Raw genomic sequence first — 14,223 nt, 5'->3', positions numbered from 1 at the left:
GTCGCTCCTCGGAGATGCCGCCCGAACAAACGGGCGGCGAGCGCCCGCCGGGACGACCGGGGTGTCCCGCGTCCTCCGCGGGGCGCCCCTCCGCCCGGAGGCGTGCGTCGAATGCGCCCCGCTACGCGTCCGAGGACGGCGTCCTCACCGCGGCCTTCTCGGGCGCGGTCTTCCCGGTGGCCGTCTTCCCGGCGGCCGTGCTCTTCGCCACGGTCTTCTTCGCCGTCGTCTTCTTGGCCGCCGTCTTCTTCGCTGCGGTCTTCTTCGCTGCGGTCTTCTTCGCTGCGGTCTTCTTCGCTGCGGTCTTCTTGACCGCAGCCTTCTTCGCGGGGGCCTTCCTGGCGGCCTTCTTCACCGGTCCCTTGGCCCGCTTCTCGGCGAGCAGCTCGTAACCGCGCTCCGGTGTGATGGTCTCGACACTGTCGGCGGTCCGCAGGGTCGCGTTGGTCTCGCCGTCGGTGACGTACGGGCCGAAGCGGCCGTCCTTCACCACGACCGGGCGCTCGCTGACCGGATCCGTGCCGAGTTCCTTCAGCGGCGGCTTGGCGGCCGCGCGGCCGCGCTGCTTGGGCTGCGCGTAGATCGCCAGGGCCTCGTCCAGGGTGATGCCGAAGATCTGGTCCTCGGTCTCCAGTGAGCGGGAGTCCGTGCCCTTCTTCAGATACGGGCCGTAGCGGCCGTTCTGCGCGGTGATCTCGACACCCTCGGCGTCCTTGCCGACGACGCGCGGCAGCGACATCAGCCTGAGCGCGTCCTCCAGGGTCACCGTGTCGAGGGCCATCGACCTGAGGAGGGACGCGGTCCGCGGCTTCACCGCGTTCTTGCCGGTCTTCGGCGTGCCCTCGGGCAGGACCTCGGTGACGTACGGGCCGTATCGGCCGTCCCTCGCGACGATCTCGTGGCCGGTCTCGGGGTCCTTGCCCAGCTCGAAGTCGCCGCTCGGCTTGGCCAGCAGTTCCTCGGCGAGTTCTGCGGTCAGCTCGTCCGGCGCGAGGTCGGCCGGCACGTCGGCGCGCTGGTGGCTTTCCGCGTCCTTCTCGCCGCGCTCGACGTACGGCCCGTATCGGCCGACCCGCAGCACGATGCCGCCGCCGACCGGGAAGGACGAGATCTCCCGGGCGTCGATCGCGCCGAGGTCGGTGACGAGTTCCTTGAGTCCGCCGAGGTGGTCGCCGTCGCCGTTGCCGGCCTCGGCGGCACCCCCCTCCGCCCCCGCGGCGAATCCGCCGCCGGGCACGGTCTCGCCGAAGTAGAAGCGCCTCAGCCACGGCACCGCCTGGGCCTCGCCCCGCGCGATGCGGTCGAGGTCGTCCTCCATCCTGGCGGTGAAGTCGTAGTCGACGAGCCGGCCGAAGTGCTTCTCCAGCAGGTTGACCACGGCGAAGGAGAGGAATGACGGCACGAGTGCCGTGCCCTTCTTGAAGACGTAGCCGCGATCGAGGATGGTGCCGATGATCGACGCGTAGGTCGACGGGCGGCCGATCTCGCGCTCCTCCAGCTCCTTGACCAGGCTGGCCTCGGTGTAGCGGGCCGGGGGCTTGGTGGCGTGCCCGTCCGCCGTGATCTCCTCGGCGGTGAGCCGGTCGCCCTCGGCGACCTGCGGCAGCCGGCGCTCGCGGTCGTCCAGCTCGGCGTTGGGATCGTCGGCGCCCTCGACGTAGGCCTTCATGAAGCCGTGGAACGTGATGGTCTTGCCGGAGGCGGAGAACTCGGCGTCCCGGCCGTCGGAGCCGGTTCCGCCGATTCTGACGGTGACGGAGCTGCCGACCGCGTCCTTCATCTGGGAGGCGACGGTCCGCTTCCAGATCAGCTCGTAGAGACGGAACTGGTCGCCGGTCAGCCCGGTCTCGGCCGGGGTGCGGAAGCGGTCGCCCGAGGGGCGGATCGCCTCGTGCGCCTCCTGGGCGTTCTTGACCTTCCCGGCGTAGGTGCGCGGCTTCTCGGGCAGGTAGTCGCCGCCGTACAGCTGGGTGACCTGGGCCCGGGCCGCCGCGACGGCCGTGTCGGAGAGCGTGGTCGAGTCCGTACGCATATAGGTGATGAAGCCGTTCTCGTACAGCTTCTGCGCGATCTGCATCGTCGCCTTCGCCCCGAAGCCGAGCTTGCGCGAGGCCTCCTGCTGGAGCGTCGTCGTACGGAACGGGGCGTACGGCGAGCGGCGGTACGGCTTGGACTCGACCGAGCGGACCGAGAACGCCGCGTTCTCGAGCGCGGCCCTCAGGGCGCGCGCGTTCTCCTCGTCGAGGTGGAGTACCTGGTCCGACTTGAGCCGTCCGTCCGGGCCGAAGTCACGGCCCTGGGCGACGCGCCGCCCGTCGACGGTGGCCAGCCGGGCGGTGAAGGCGGCCGGATCGGGCGCTCCACCGGCCTCCGGGGCCGTGCCCCATCCGGCGCGGCCCGTGGAGAACGTGCCGGTCAGGTCCCAGTACTCGGCGGAGCGGAAGGCGATGCGCTCCCGCTCCCGCTCGACGACCAGGCGGGTGGCCACGGACTGGACACGGCCCGCCGACAGCCGCGGCATGACCTTCTTCCAGAGGACCGGCGACACCTCGTAGCCGTAGAGGCGGTCGAGGATGCGGCGGGTCTCCTGGGCGTCGACCATGCGCTTGTTGAGTTCGCGCGGGTTGGCGACGGCCTCCTGGATCGCGGCCTTGGTGATCTCGTGGAAGACCATCCGCTTGACCGGGACCTTGGGCTTGAGGACCTCCAGCAGATGCCAGGCGATGGCCTCGCCCTCGCGGTCCTCATCGGTGGCGAGGTAGAGCTCGTCCGAGTCGGCGAGCTGCTCCTTGAGCCTCCTGACCTGCGCCTTCTTGTCCGAGTTCACGACATAGACGGGTTGGAAGTCGTGCTCGACGTCCACCCCGAGACGCCGCACCTCGCCGGTGTACTTCTCGGGGACCTCGGCGGCACCGTTCGGGAGGTCGCGGATGTGCCCGACGCTCGCCTCGACGACATAGCCGGGGCCCAGGTAGCCCTTGATCGTCTTCGCCTTGGCAGGCGACTCGACGATGACGAGTCGGCGGCCGCCCTGTGCGGTCTCGCTGGTCGGGGACAACTTCGCTCTTCTCTCCGGTCGACGCTCGGTGGGCTCGTACGGCGTACAACTTACGGCGTACGGCCGTACTGCGCTTTGCTGTCGCTGCGGAGTGTGACGGTACAACCCGCCCCCGTGTCAAACGGCAAAAGTTCGCAACGGCCACTCGAACGGTAACCCGACTCCGGGCATTCCTGCCGCCCGGACTCCCGCGGCGGACGACGGACGGAGGCGGCCTGACGGGGGTCGCGGGGGCATTCAGACGCGGCTGAGGCACCAGAGGCCGGCGAGCAGGAAAGCGGTTCCGAAGATCATGCTCAGGGTCGCGGCCGTGGCGGGATTCACGCCGTGCGCGACCGGGGCGCGGTGCCGGACCCTCGCCCCCGTCCATATCAGCAGTGCGGCTCCGAACAGCGCGAACACCGTTCCCGCGAAGACCGCCGGACCGCTTTCCATGCCCGTCTCCCGTTTCTCGCCCTGGCCGGGGAAGTCCCGTGGCCGAGGCTGGCACCCCCGGGCGTCGGCCACGCGAATTCCAGGTGAACGCGGCACGGGTTCACCCGGGCGGCGCCGGTACGGACGATTTCCGGAGTGAACGGTTGCGGGCCCGGTGCGGCACCCCGGTCTTGAGGCGTCTTGAGGCGACAGACCGGACCCTTCATCCGTCCGGTGAGGAAGGAGAACTTCCGGCGCAGGGCGTCCACCACGCGCCCGGGTTGCCGATTCGGACGGACGCCGCGCGCCGTCCGCACGCCCGGGCACGGCCGGTCCGGGCCTGTCCGGGACGGTCCGGTCCGGGGCGGTCCGGTCCGGTCCGGGGCGGTCCGGTCCGGGGCGGTCCGGTCCGGGGCGGTCCGGTCCGGTCCGGGGCGGTCCGGTCCGGGGCGGTCGCACCCGGCACCCGGCACCCGGCTCAGGCGCGCGGAGCGGCACGGCACGACGGTGGCACGCCCGGCACGGCGCACATCAGCCACGCCGAGCGGCAGGCTCCAGGAAGCCCTCGCCCACCAGCAGCCTGATCGCCTCCGGCGTGCGGTCGCGCAGCAGCACCGGGTCCTCGCCGACCAGCTGGGCGATGGCGTCGAGGATCCGCCCCGCGCTCAGCGTGCCGTCGCAGACACCCGCGAAGCCGGCACCGACGGTGTCCACCTCCGTGGCACGACGCATACCGCGGCTCTGGCGCAGCACGACGTGCTCCGGGTCCTCTGCGCCGGGCAGCCCGAGCTGCTCCTGCAGCACGTCGCCGACGAGCACGAAGCGGTCGGCGAGCAGCGCCGCGTCGTCGTGCGTGCGCAGATAGTCCTGCCGGACGAAGTGGTCCCGCACGGCGTCGCCGAGCGGCTGCTCGACCGGGTGGGGCCACTCCTCGACGAGGATCGACGGCCGCTCCGAGTCCGTCTTCCGCAGTGCGATCCAGCCGAAGCCGACCGCCTTGGTCCCGCGCGCCTCGAACTCGTCGAGCCATGCGTCGTACCGCGCGGCGTACTCCTCGGGAGCGGCGCGGTGGTCACCGCTGTCCCGGAGCCACAGTTCGGCGTACTGCGTCACGTCCTGGGCCTCGCGCTGAACGATCCAGGCGTCGCAGCCGCGGGGCACCCAGGAGCGCACGCGCTCCTGCCAGTCCTCCCCCGCCATGTGCTGCCAGTTCGCGAGGAACTGCGCGTACCCCCCGTCGTTGAGCCGTTCCCCGGCCTGCTGAACGAGCGAGCGGCACAGATCGTCCCCGCCCATTCCGCCGTCCCGGTACGTGAGCCGCGCACCCGGGGAGATGACGAACGGCGGGTTCGACACGATCAGGTCGTATGTATCCGATCCGACCGGCGTGTAGAGCGAACCCTGGCGCAGATCCGCCTCAGGGGCGCCGGACAGCGCCAGGGTGAGCCGGGTGAAGACCAGGGCCCGCGGGTTGAGGTCGGTGGCCGTGACCCGGGTGGCGTGCCGGGTGGCGTGGAGTGCCTGGATGCCGGAGCCGGTGCCGAGGTCGAGGGCGGAGGCGACCGGATCGCGGACCGTGATGCCGGCGAGGGTGGTGGAGGCTCCGCCGACCCCCAGGACGACACCCTCGGCACGGCCGCTCGCGCCGCCGGCACCGCCCACCGCGCAGCCGAGGTCGGAGACGATGTACCAGTCCTGCCCTTCAGGCCCGCCGTACGGGCGGATGTCCACCGTCGCCCGGACACCGTCGGAGGACTCGGCGACCCAGCCGTCGGCGAGTCCTGCGTCCAGGGGCAGGGCCTCCCGGGCGCGTGCGGCCGCCACCGGCCGCTGCAGCAGGAAGAGCCGGACCAGCGTCTCCAGCGGGGAGTCGCCTCGCGTGGCACGCAGGGCGGGCACGGTCTCGCTGCGGGCGAGAGCGCTGTAGGCGGGCGCACCGAGCAGCTCGAGCAGCCCGTCGGCGGTGAAGTCGGCGGCGATCAGGGCGTCACGGAGCCGTGCGGACCGGTCGGGAACGGGAAGGCCTGCGGCGAGGCTGGTCGTACTCACGGAACCATTCTGACCCGCGGCATCCGGCCCGCGCCGTCACTGCCGCGGCGCGGCAGCGGGGCGCGGCCGGGCAGGTCTGCGCGCCCGCCCGTCCACACGCGCTCCTGCACGCCCGCCCGTCCGCACCTCCACACGCGCTCCTGCAGGTCCGTCCGCTCGCACGTCCGTCCGGCCCCGCGTCCGCCCCCACCCCTGCGTGTGACCGGTCCGCTACTCGGTCGTCTCGGGCTCCGCGGACCCGGCCGACTTCGACGGGCCGGCCGCGTTCGACGGCTTGCTGCCGGGTTCGAGGGAGCCGTCGCCCGCGCCTGCGGACGCGGTGACCGACGGTTCGACCCGCTGGCAGCCCTTCTGCTGCCCCATCGCCTTACCGAGATCACCGGACTGCAGTCTGCCGAGGGCGACCTGGTCCGTCTTCTGGATCTTCTTCAGCCCGTTCGCGACGTCCTGCAGGCCGTCAGCGAACTTCTGCTGGTCCTTGGGGTCGAGTGCGTCGACCTGCTTCTTGAGGTCCAGATACGCGGTGGCGGTGGCGTTGAGTTCCTTGATCGCGTCCTGCCGGAGCTGCTCCTGGCCCTCGCCGGGCGGGGTGCCGGCGGCCTGCACCGCGGAGGCCAGTGCCCTGTTGGCGTCGGCGATGTCCTCGAATGCCTTGGAGTCGGCCGCCTGTATGTCTGCGGGCTTGCCGTCGACAGAGGTCGAGATGATGGTCTGCTGGGCGTCGGCCCGCTTCTGGATCTGCGGCTGCGCCTTCTCGCAGACGCTCTTCGCCCAGGCGTCCGCCTTTGCGCCGTCGTCTTCGCCGCCGCAGCCCGTCAGCGCGAGCACCAGCACGGCGCCGCCGGACACGGCGGCCGCAACCTTCTTGTTCACCTTCACCGGATCGGTCCCTTCCAAGGCTCTCGGCCCCGGAAGATACACGGCCCGCACACAACGACCCCGGGGCGAATGCCCGAGATGTTCCAGTGAGGGGGTTTTGCCCTATGGGAGACAAGACTCACCGGCCGTCCCGCTCCCCGACCGCCGGCGGACCGGCGGACGGGCGGACGGCGCGGTCGACCGCGCCATCCGCCCGTGCTGTGAGCAGGCGTTTCGTTCGGGTGAGACGGCTACTGCGAAACGACCGCCGGGTCCGGTGACTTCGACGACCGATCGGCTGCGTTGTTTTCGTCACCCACCGCGACCGAGCGCCTCTTGGAGAGGTACACCGCGACGACGATGACCAGGATCGCCAGGGTGGCGATCGCCGCGCGGACACCCGCGTTGGCGTCGTCGCCATAGCTGAACTGCACGACCGCGGGCGCGATGAGCAGCGCCACGAGGTTCATCACCTTCAGCAGCGGGTTGATCGCCGGACCCGCGGTGTCCTTGAACGGGTCGCCGACGGTGTCGCCGATGACCGTGGCCGAATGCGCCTCACTGCCCTTTCCGCCGTGGTGCCCGTCCTCGACGAGCTTCTTGGCGTTGTCCCACGCGCCACCCGAGTTGGCGAGGAAGACGGCCATGAGGGTGCCCGTGCCGATCGCGCCGGCGAGGTACGAGCCGAGAGCGCCGACGCCGAACGTGAAGCCGACCGCGATTGGCGCCATGACCGCGAGCAGACCCGGTGTGGCCAGTTCGCGCAGGGCGTCCTTGGTGCAGATGTCGACGACGCGCCCGTACTCCGGCTTCTCGCTGTAGTCCATGATCCCGGGGTGCTCACGGAACTGCCGCCGCACCTCGAAGACCACGGATCCGGCGGACCGGGAAACGGCGTTGATCGCCAGCCCGGAGAAGAGGAAGACGACGGCGGCACCGAGGACCAGGCCCACCAGGTTGTTGGGCTGGGAGATGTCCAGGCTCAGGTTCATCTCCCCGGCCTTCGCGCTCACCTCCGCGACGGCCGTGGCGATCGCGTCCCGGTACGAGCCGAAGAGCGCTGCCGCGGCGAGGACGGCCGTCGCGATGGCGATGCCCTTGGTGATCGCCTTCGTGGTGTTGCCGACGGCGTCCAGGTCGGTGAGGACCTGCGCACCCGCGCCCTCGACGTCGCCGGACATCTCCGCGATGCCCTGGGCGTTGTCGGACACCGGGCCGAAGGTGTCCATGGCGACGATGACACCGACCGTGGTGAGGAGACCGGTCCCGGCGAGGGCCACGGCGAACAGCGCGAGCATGATCGACGTGCCACCGAGCAGGAACGCCCCGTAGACGCCGAGACCGATCAGCAGCGCGGTGTAGACGGCCGATTCCAGGCCGATGGAGATACCGGCGAGCACGACGGTGGCCGGGCCGGTGAGCGAGGACTTGCCGATGTCGCGGACCGGGCGCCGGTTCGTCTCGGTGAAGTACCCCGTCAGCTGCTGGATCAGGGCGGCCAGCACGATGCCGATCGCCACGGCGACCAGCGCGAGGATGCGCGGGTCTCCCTCGTGGCCCCTGATCGCGGGCTCGGTGACACCGCTCAGCTCGGCGTACGAGGACGGCAGATAGGCGTAGACCGCCGCGGCCACGAGGGCCAGTGAGATCACCGCGGAGATGAAGAAGCCCCGGTTGATGGCGGACATCCCGCTGCGGTCGGCGCGCCGCGGGGCGACCGCGAAGATACCGATCATCGCGGTGACCACGCCGATCGCCGGGACGATCAGCGGGAAGGCCAGTCCCAGATCGCCGAAGGCGGCCTTGCCCAGGATGAGGGCGGCAACGAGCGTGACGGCATACGACTCGAAGAGGTCGGCGGCCATGCCGGCGCAGTCGCCGACGTTGTCGCCGACGTTGTCCGCGATGGTCGCCGCATTGCGCGGGTCGTCCTCGGGGATGCCCTGCTCGACCTTGCCGACGAGGTCGGCGCCGACGTCCGCGGCCTTGGTGAAGATGCCACCGCCGACCCGCATGAACATGGCGATCAGCGCGGCGCCGAGGCCGAAGCCCTCCAGGACCTTGGGGGCGTCCGCGGCGTAGACGAGAACCACGCAGGCGGCGCCGAGCAGGCCGAGGCCCACCGTGATCATGCCCACCACACCGCCGGTACGGAAAGCGATCTTCATGGCCTTGTGCGCGACGGTCGTCAGATCCTTGGCCGGCTCCCCTTCGGCGGGGGTCGCCTCACGCGCCGCCGCGGCCACGCGCACATTCGCGCGCACCGCGAGCCGCATTCCGATGTATCCGGTGGCGGCCGAGAACACCGCACCCACCAGGAAGAAGACCGAACGCCCCAGCCTCTGCGACCAGTCGTCCGCAGGCAGCAGCATCAGCAGGAAGAAGACGATCACGGCGAAAATGCCGAGTGTGCGCAACTGCCGCGCCAGATAGGCGTTTGCGCCCTCCTGAACGGCTGCCGCGATCTTCTTCATGGAGTCGGTGCCCTCACCGGCCGCCAGCACTTGGCGCACCAGCAGCTGGGCGACGACCAGCGCCGCGATCGCGACGACCGCGATGACAATTACGATCATTCTGTTGTCATCGGTGAGTACCGCGGCCGCGAGAGATGTGGGTTCGGTCAGGGTCGGGTTGAAGAGCCCCGCCATTCGTCCTCCTTGACGTTCAGAGCCCAAGATGTGGACGGATTGTAGGGAGCGGAACCTGATCAAAACAGTGCGCGACAATGGGAATTGACCTTCGTCCGCTCCTCACCAAATGATCGCGGCTCAGGATTGCCCCCGAAAGCGGTAACGGGGCAAAAGCATTGACGATTGATCAATGATCTAGCGAAATGAAAAAGGCCCTGCTCAGCAGGGCCTCTCAAAAGGGCGAACGCATATGCCGCCGTCAGTGCGGCGCGTCAGGCACGATCATCGGGTCATGACACGATCGTGGCCGGATTCGTCGGCCAGCTCATGCGGATGACGCCTCCTTGCCCACTCGTCGTCACCTCGACATCGTCGACGAGACCGCTGATCACCGCGAGCCCCATCTGGTCGCGACCGTCGTCGTCCTCGTGGTCGTCCCCGGGACCGGCGCCGTGCTTCCCGGCGCCGGACCCCGACGAGCCACCCGGAGCGGGCACCTCGTCACCGACCTCGATGGAGAAGGACTTCTCCTCCTCGGTGAGCAGGACGCGCACCGGAGCGGTGACACCATGGCTGCGGTGCAGCCCCACCGCACGGCTGCACGCCTCACCGACGGCCAGCCTGACCTCGTCCAGCACCGCCTCGTCGACCCGCGCCCGCCGCGCCACTGCGGCCGCCACCAGGCGTGCCGTCCTGACATGCTCGGGCTGAGCACTGAAGCGGAGTTCAACGGTGGCCATGCGGTCCCCCTCGGACGTACGAGCGTGCTTCTCAGGGGCACCGGGCCGACGCCCGGCACCCTGGCCTTCCTCCGGACTCCCCGGAGCCTCCGGACGGACCGGAGCCCCCGGGGAACCCCCGGCGACTCAGTCGGTCGCCGCGACGGCCTCGTCGACCGTGGTGTGGATGGGAAACACCTTGGTCAGACCAGTGATCCGGAAGATCTTGAGAATGCGCTCCTGGTTGCAGACCAGGCGCAGCGAGCCTTCATGCGCACGTACGCGCTTCAGACCGCCCACGAGCACGCCGAGGCCGGTCGAGTCGAGGAAGTCCACGCCCTCCATGTCGACGACCAGGTGGTAGCTGCCGTCGTTCACCAACTCGACCAACTGCTCGCGCAGCTTGGGCGCGGTATACACATCAATCTCGCCACCGACCTCGACGACCGTGCGGTCGCCGCCAGGGCCGGACACATTGCGAGTCGACAGGGACAGGTCCACGGATCCTCCAGCACCTTGCTATCGAGCGGTCGCCCCTCGGTCTCCCCGGCGGAGCCAGGCGACGGATCGCCAGCCGCGATGGCATTCAATCACTTACCAGCAGCCATGCACGACGCCTTGGGACCATTGTCCGTCACGCCGGTGACACACTCGGTGCCGATGGCCATGAATCACCGACCCAGACGACCCCCCGGGAGCGGGGAAGCCCGCCCCTCCCCCGGTACGGTCCTCGACCGGCTCGCCACGGGGGCGGGCCGGGCTGCGCGCATCACTCATACGGAGCACTTGCCCCCAAGGCCGGGTCGCCATGCAACCTGGCCGCACCGCATCCGCCCGGAAGTGATCGACGCCATCCAGCGGGCGGGAATCGAGCACCCCTGGGCCCACCAGGCCACGGCAGCCGAGCACGCCCTGGACGGCGAGTCGGTCGTGATCGCCACCGGCACCGCGTCCGGCAAGTCGCTCGCCTACCTGGCGCCGGTCCTCAGCACCCTGCTGGACGGCTCCGAGGCGCCCAGCGGACGCGGCACCACCGCCCTGTACCTGGCCCCGACGAAGGCCCTCGCCGCCGACCAGTGCCGTGCCGTGAGGGAACTCGCCTCGCCGCTCGGCCACCGTGTACGCCCGGCCGTGTACGACGGCGACACCCCCTTCGAGGAGCGCGAGTGGGTCCGCCAGTACGCGAACCACGTCCTCACCAACCCGGACATGCTGCACCGCGGCATACTCCCGTCGCATCCACGCTGGTCCTCCTTCCTGCGCTCGTTGCGCTACGTCGTGATCGACGAGTGCCACACCTATCGCGGCGTCTTCGGATCCCACGTCGCCCAGGTACTCCGCCGGCTGCGCCGCGTGTGCGCCCGGTACGGCGCCCATCCGGTGTTCCTGCTGGCCTCGGCGACGTCCGCCGATCCCGCCGTCGCGGCCGGCCGTCTGACCGGGCTGAACGTGACCGAGGTCTCGGACGACGCCTCGCCGCGCGGTGAACTCGTCTTCGCCCTCTGGGAACCGCCGCTCACCGAGCTGCACGGCGAGAAGGGCGCCCCGGTACGCCGCACCGCCACCGCGGAGACCGCAGACCTCCTGACCGACCTGGCCGTCCAGGGCGTCCGTACGGTCGCCTTCGTGCGCTCGCGCCGGAGCGCCGAGCTGATCTCGGTCATCAGCCGGGAGCGGCTGACCGAGGTCGACCGGAACCTCGCACGGCGTGTCGCCGCATACCGGGGCGGCTACCTTCCGGAGGAGCGGCGCGCGCTGGAACGGGCGCTGCACTCGGGCGAACTGCTCGGACTCGCCGCCACCACAGCCCTGGAACTGGGCGTCGACGTCTCCGGCCTGGACGCCGTCCTCATCGCCGGCTACCCCGGCACCCGCGCCTCGCTCTGGCAGCAGGCGGGCCGGGCCGGCCGCTCCGGGCAGGGCGCCCTCGCGGTACTGGTCGCCCGCGACGACCCGCTGGACACCTTTCTCGTCCACCATCCCGAGGCCCTGTTCCGCCGGCCCGTCGAGTCCACCGTCCTCGACCCGGACAACCCCTACGTCCTGGCGCCGCACCTCTGCGCGGCCGCGGCGGAGCTGCCCCTGACCGAGCAGGACCTGGAGCTGTTCGGCCCGGCCGCACCCGGACTGCTGCCCCAGCTGGAGAGCGCCGGGCTGCTGCGCAGGCGCAGCGCCGGCTGGTACTGGACCCGCCGGGAGCGGGCCGCCGACCTCGCCGACATCCGCGGCGAGGGTGGCAGGCCCGTGCAGATCGTCGAGGCCGCCACCGGCCGGCTGCTCGGCACCGTCGACGAGCCCGCCGCCCACACCGCCGTACACGACGGCGCCGTACACCTCCACCAGGGCCGTACGTACCTGGTGAAGCGGCTGGACCTGGAGGACTCCGTCGCCCTGGTCGAGGAGGCCGACCCGCCGTACTCCACCACCGCCCGGGACACCACCTCCATCTCCGTACTCGAGACCGACACCGCGGTTCCCTGGGGTGCCGGCCGCCTCTGCTACGGCTCCGTCGAGGTCACCAACCAGGTCGTCTCCTACCTGCGCCGGAAACCGATCACCGGAGAGGTCCTCGGCGAGACCAGGCTGGATCTGCCGCCGCGCACCCTGCGCACCCGCGCCGTGTGGTGGACCGTGACCGAGGACCAGCTGGACGCCGCCCGGGTGCACCCGGAGCAACTGGGCGGGGCGCTGCACGCCGCCGAGCACGCTTCCATCGGGCTGCTCCCGCTCTTCGCCACCTGCGACCGCTGGGACATCGGCGGGGTCTCCGTACCGCTGCACCCGGACACCCTGCTGCCCACGGTGTTCGTGTACGACGGCCACCCGGGGGGTGCGGGCTTCGCCGAGCGGGCCTTCCACACGGCCCGTGACTGGCTGGAGGCGACCCGGGAAGCCATCGCCTCGTGCGAGTGCGAGGCGGGCTGCCCGTCCTGCATCCAGTCCCCCAAGTGCGGCAACGGCAATGACCCGCTCCACAAGCAAGCCGCCGTCCGCCTGCTCACCGTCCTCGTCGGTGATGCCCCGGGTGCCCCCCGCAGCGGTGCCCCGGGCTCCCCGGAGGCCCCGGCTTCCCAGGACGGGGACGTGGCGGGGACCGAAGAGGCGCCGGGCCGTCAGGAGGATCCGGCAGCCCCACGGGGCCCACGGCAGCGAAGCCCTTCGCACCAGGGGAACCCTGCGCAGTCGGAGGCAGGGCGCCTCTCGGAGCCGGAATCGGGAAACCCGGCTGGGCCAGAACACCGGGAGGGGCGGGGGACCTCCGAGCGCTGACGCAGGTCCCGGATCTCGGCGGACCGGGCCGGCCGCCCGAAGCGGGCCGTCCGGGTGGACCCGGCCGCCGGCCCGCCCGCGACGCCTCCGGCGACCGGCCCGGCACACCGCGCGGGTCCGGAGGATCGGAAGAGACCGGCATGACTGAAGGGACTGAAGGAACCCGAGAGCTGGACGAGGCGGGCGGACCTGCGCGGGATCTGACCTCCGGTCGGTAAGGGCCGAGGGCCGCGCCGGCCGTGACATCTGCGATCTCACCGGCTACCGCGCACCGCACGACCACCGCCCCTTGCGCCCCGGCCACCCGGGTTGCCTGGGCGCACGCCTCGCCGGCTCCCTCCAGCGCCCGGTCGGCCGCTGCGAGTGCCGCGAGGTCGGCCGCGGCAGCCGCGCGGTGACGGGCGACCACTGCCTGCCCGAGCGCGAGCACCACGGCGAAGACCGCGCACATCGCGCACGCAGCCATGGCCGCCCACACGGTGGCCGACCCCCTGTCTCGCCTCCTCATGGTTCGCCTCTCCCCACCGCGTCCTCCGCGAGTGCGACCGCTTCGGCCGCCAGAGTGAGGGACGGTGCCACGGGGCCTGGGCTCGGGGCCTCGACCCGCACCCGCCAGAAATCTCCGTCCCTGCCCAGTGAGATCTTCGCCCCAGGCGGTGCGGCCGAACGGGCGGCGGAGACCGCGGCGGCCTCGGGTTCCGAGCGGGCGGCCGCCCGGGCCCCCGCCCTGGCGGCGTCCACGCACTGGATCTGCGCCGACGCCGCCATCAGCGCCCAGACCAGCGCCATCGTGAACACCAGCAGCGCCGGCACGGCCAGCGCTGCTTCCGCTGTGACCGATCCCCGTTCCGCCCCGGGGAGCGGGCCCGCAGTGGCGGCGGCGTCAGAACTGCGCACTGAGCGCCTTGCCGATGATCGACTCAAGTGCCCCGGAGACCGTGTCGCTCGTGATCACCTGATACAGCACGGCCGCGAAGGCACACGCCGCGATCGTGCCAATCGCATACTCCGATGTCGTCATCCCGGCGTCGCCACGGGGCAGCCGGTCGCGAGCCCTGGTGAGAATCCCCCTGGTCCGGGCGACAACCCGGGTGCACATGTTGGAGGCGAGCTTCCTTCCGGTGTATCCCGTCGTCCAGGCCCTCAGGTCGTTGATGATCATGTCGATCTCCTCGTTGGCGAATTCCGCCGCTGCTGTCGATGCCGTTGACCCGCTGAGGCGGTT

At 71.2% G+C, this 14,223-nt stretch carries 10 protein-coding genes and 1 pseudogene; 1 reads left to right on the top strand and 10 read right to left on the bottom strand.

Annotated features, from left to right (window positions below; all coding sequences use genetic code 11):
• Positions 1–121: 121 nt before the first annotated feature.
• From topA to DDQ41_RS17550, 7 genes are all read right to left on the bottom strand, one after another.
• On the bottom strand, positions 122–3,058 hold the full coding sequence (gene topA / locus DDQ41_RS17580) for a type I DNA topoisomerase (protein WP_109295343.1): 2,937 nt from the start codon (positions 3,056–3,058) through the stop codon (positions 122–124).
• A gap of 237 nt (positions 3,059–3,295) precedes the next feature.
• Complete coding sequence (locus DDQ41_RS17575) at positions 3,296–3,493, bottom strand: hypothetical protein (RefSeq protein ID WP_109297793.1); 198 nt, start codon at positions 3,491–3,493, stop codon at positions 3,296–3,298.
• A gap of 510 nt (positions 3,494–4,003) precedes the next feature.
• Positions 4,004–5,521, bottom strand: coding sequence for a DUF7059 domain-containing protein (locus DDQ41_RS17570; RefSeq protein WP_109295342.1), 1,518 nt, complete (start codon positions 5,519–5,521; stop codon positions 4,004–4,006).
• A 210-nt stretch (positions 5,522–5,731) separates the two neighbouring features.
• The gene (locus DDQ41_RS17565) at positions 5,732–6,400 is read right to left on the bottom strand and encodes a small secreted protein (protein WP_109295341.1); all 669 of its coding nucleotides are present in this window, start codon (positions 6,398–6,400) and stop codon (positions 5,732–5,734) included.
• Positions 6,401–6,630: 230 nt separating this feature from the next.
• Complete coding sequence (locus tag DDQ41_RS17560) at positions 6,631–9,027, bottom strand: sodium-translocating pyrophosphatase (RefSeq protein WP_109295340.1); 2,397 nt, start codon at positions 9,025–9,027, stop codon at positions 6,631–6,633.
• A gap of 272 nt (positions 9,028–9,299) precedes the next feature.
• Positions 9,300–9,749 (bottom strand): ATP-binding protein, encoded by a 450-nt coding sequence (locus DDQ41_RS17555; RefSeq protein ID WP_109295339.1) that lies wholly within the window; start codon positions 9,747–9,749, stop codon positions 9,300–9,302.
• A 126-nt stretch (positions 9,750–9,875) separates the two neighbouring features.
• The gene (locus DDQ41_RS17550) at positions 9,876–10,229 is read right to left on the bottom strand and encodes an STAS domain-containing protein (protein ID WP_003967428.1); all 354 of its coding nucleotides are present in this window, start codon (positions 10,227–10,229) and stop codon (positions 9,876–9,878) included.
• A gap of 78 nt (positions 10,230–10,307) precedes the next feature.
• On the opposite strand from DDQ41_RS17550, the gene DDQ41_RS17545 reads away from it, so the two are divergent.
• The gene (locus DDQ41_RS17545; protein WP_262508488.1) at positions 10,308–12,998 is read left to right on the top strand and encodes a DEAD/DEAH box helicase; all 2,691 of its coding nucleotides are present in this window, start codon (positions 10,308–10,310) and stop codon (positions 12,996–12,998) included.
• Positions 12,999–13,242: 244 nt separating this feature from the next.
• Here DDQ41_RS17545 and DDQ41_RS33055 read toward each other — a convergent pair.
• The 3 genes and pseudogenes from DDQ41_RS33055 to DDQ41_RS17530 all read right to left on the bottom strand — a co-directional run.
• Positions 13,243–13,449: pseudogene (locus DDQ41_RS33055) on the bottom strand (Rv3654c family TadE-like protein); the annotation flags it as partial.
• Positions 13,450–13,502: 53 nt separating this feature from the next.
• Complete coding sequence (locus DDQ41_RS17535; RefSeq protein WP_109295337.1) at positions 13,503–13,895, bottom strand: TadE family type IV pilus minor pilin; 393 nt, start codon at positions 13,893–13,895, stop codon at positions 13,503–13,505.
• Positions 13,882–14,160, bottom strand: a complete 279-nt coding sequence (locus tag DDQ41_RS17530; RefSeq protein WP_109295336.1) for a DUF4244 domain-containing protein — start codon at positions 14,158–14,160, stop codon at positions 13,882–13,884. Before DDQ41_RS17530 ends, DDQ41_RS17535 begins: the two co-directional genes overlap by 14 nt.
• Between the last annotated feature and the right edge of the window lie 63 nt (positions 14,161–14,223).

The sequence above is a fragment of the Streptomyces spongiicola genome (assembly GCF_003122365.1).
In the GTDB taxonomy this organism is placed as follows: Bacteria; Actinomycetota; Actinomycetes; order Streptomycetales; family Streptomycetaceae; genus Streptomyces; species Streptomyces spongiicola.
Note: the sequence above shows the minus strand (reverse complement) of the source record. Positions and strands in the feature narration are given on the sequence as shown.

Bases quoted from the DNA above. Each gene is read 5' to 3' on its own strand.
- DDQ41_RS17575 (WP_109297793.1), bottom strand. From the start codon at position 3,493: ATGGAAAGCGGTCCGGCGGTCTTCGCGGGAACGGTGTTCGCGCTGTTC.
- DDQ41_RS17560 (WP_109295340.1), bottom strand. From the start codon at position 9,027: ATGGCGGGGCTCTTCAACCCGACCCTGACCGAACCCACATCTCTCGCG.
- DDQ41_RS17555 (WP_109295339.1), bottom strand. From the start codon at position 9,749: ATGGCCACCGTTGAACTCCGCTTCAGTGCTCAGCCCGAGCATGTCAGG.
- DDQ41_RS17545 (WP_262508488.1), top strand. From the start codon at position 10,308: ATGGCATTCAATCACTTACCAGCAGCCATGCACGACGCCTTGGGACCA.
- DDQ41_RS17530 (WP_109295336.1), bottom strand. From the start codon at position 14,160: ATGATCATCAACGACCTGAGGGCCTGGACGACGGGATACACCGGAAGG.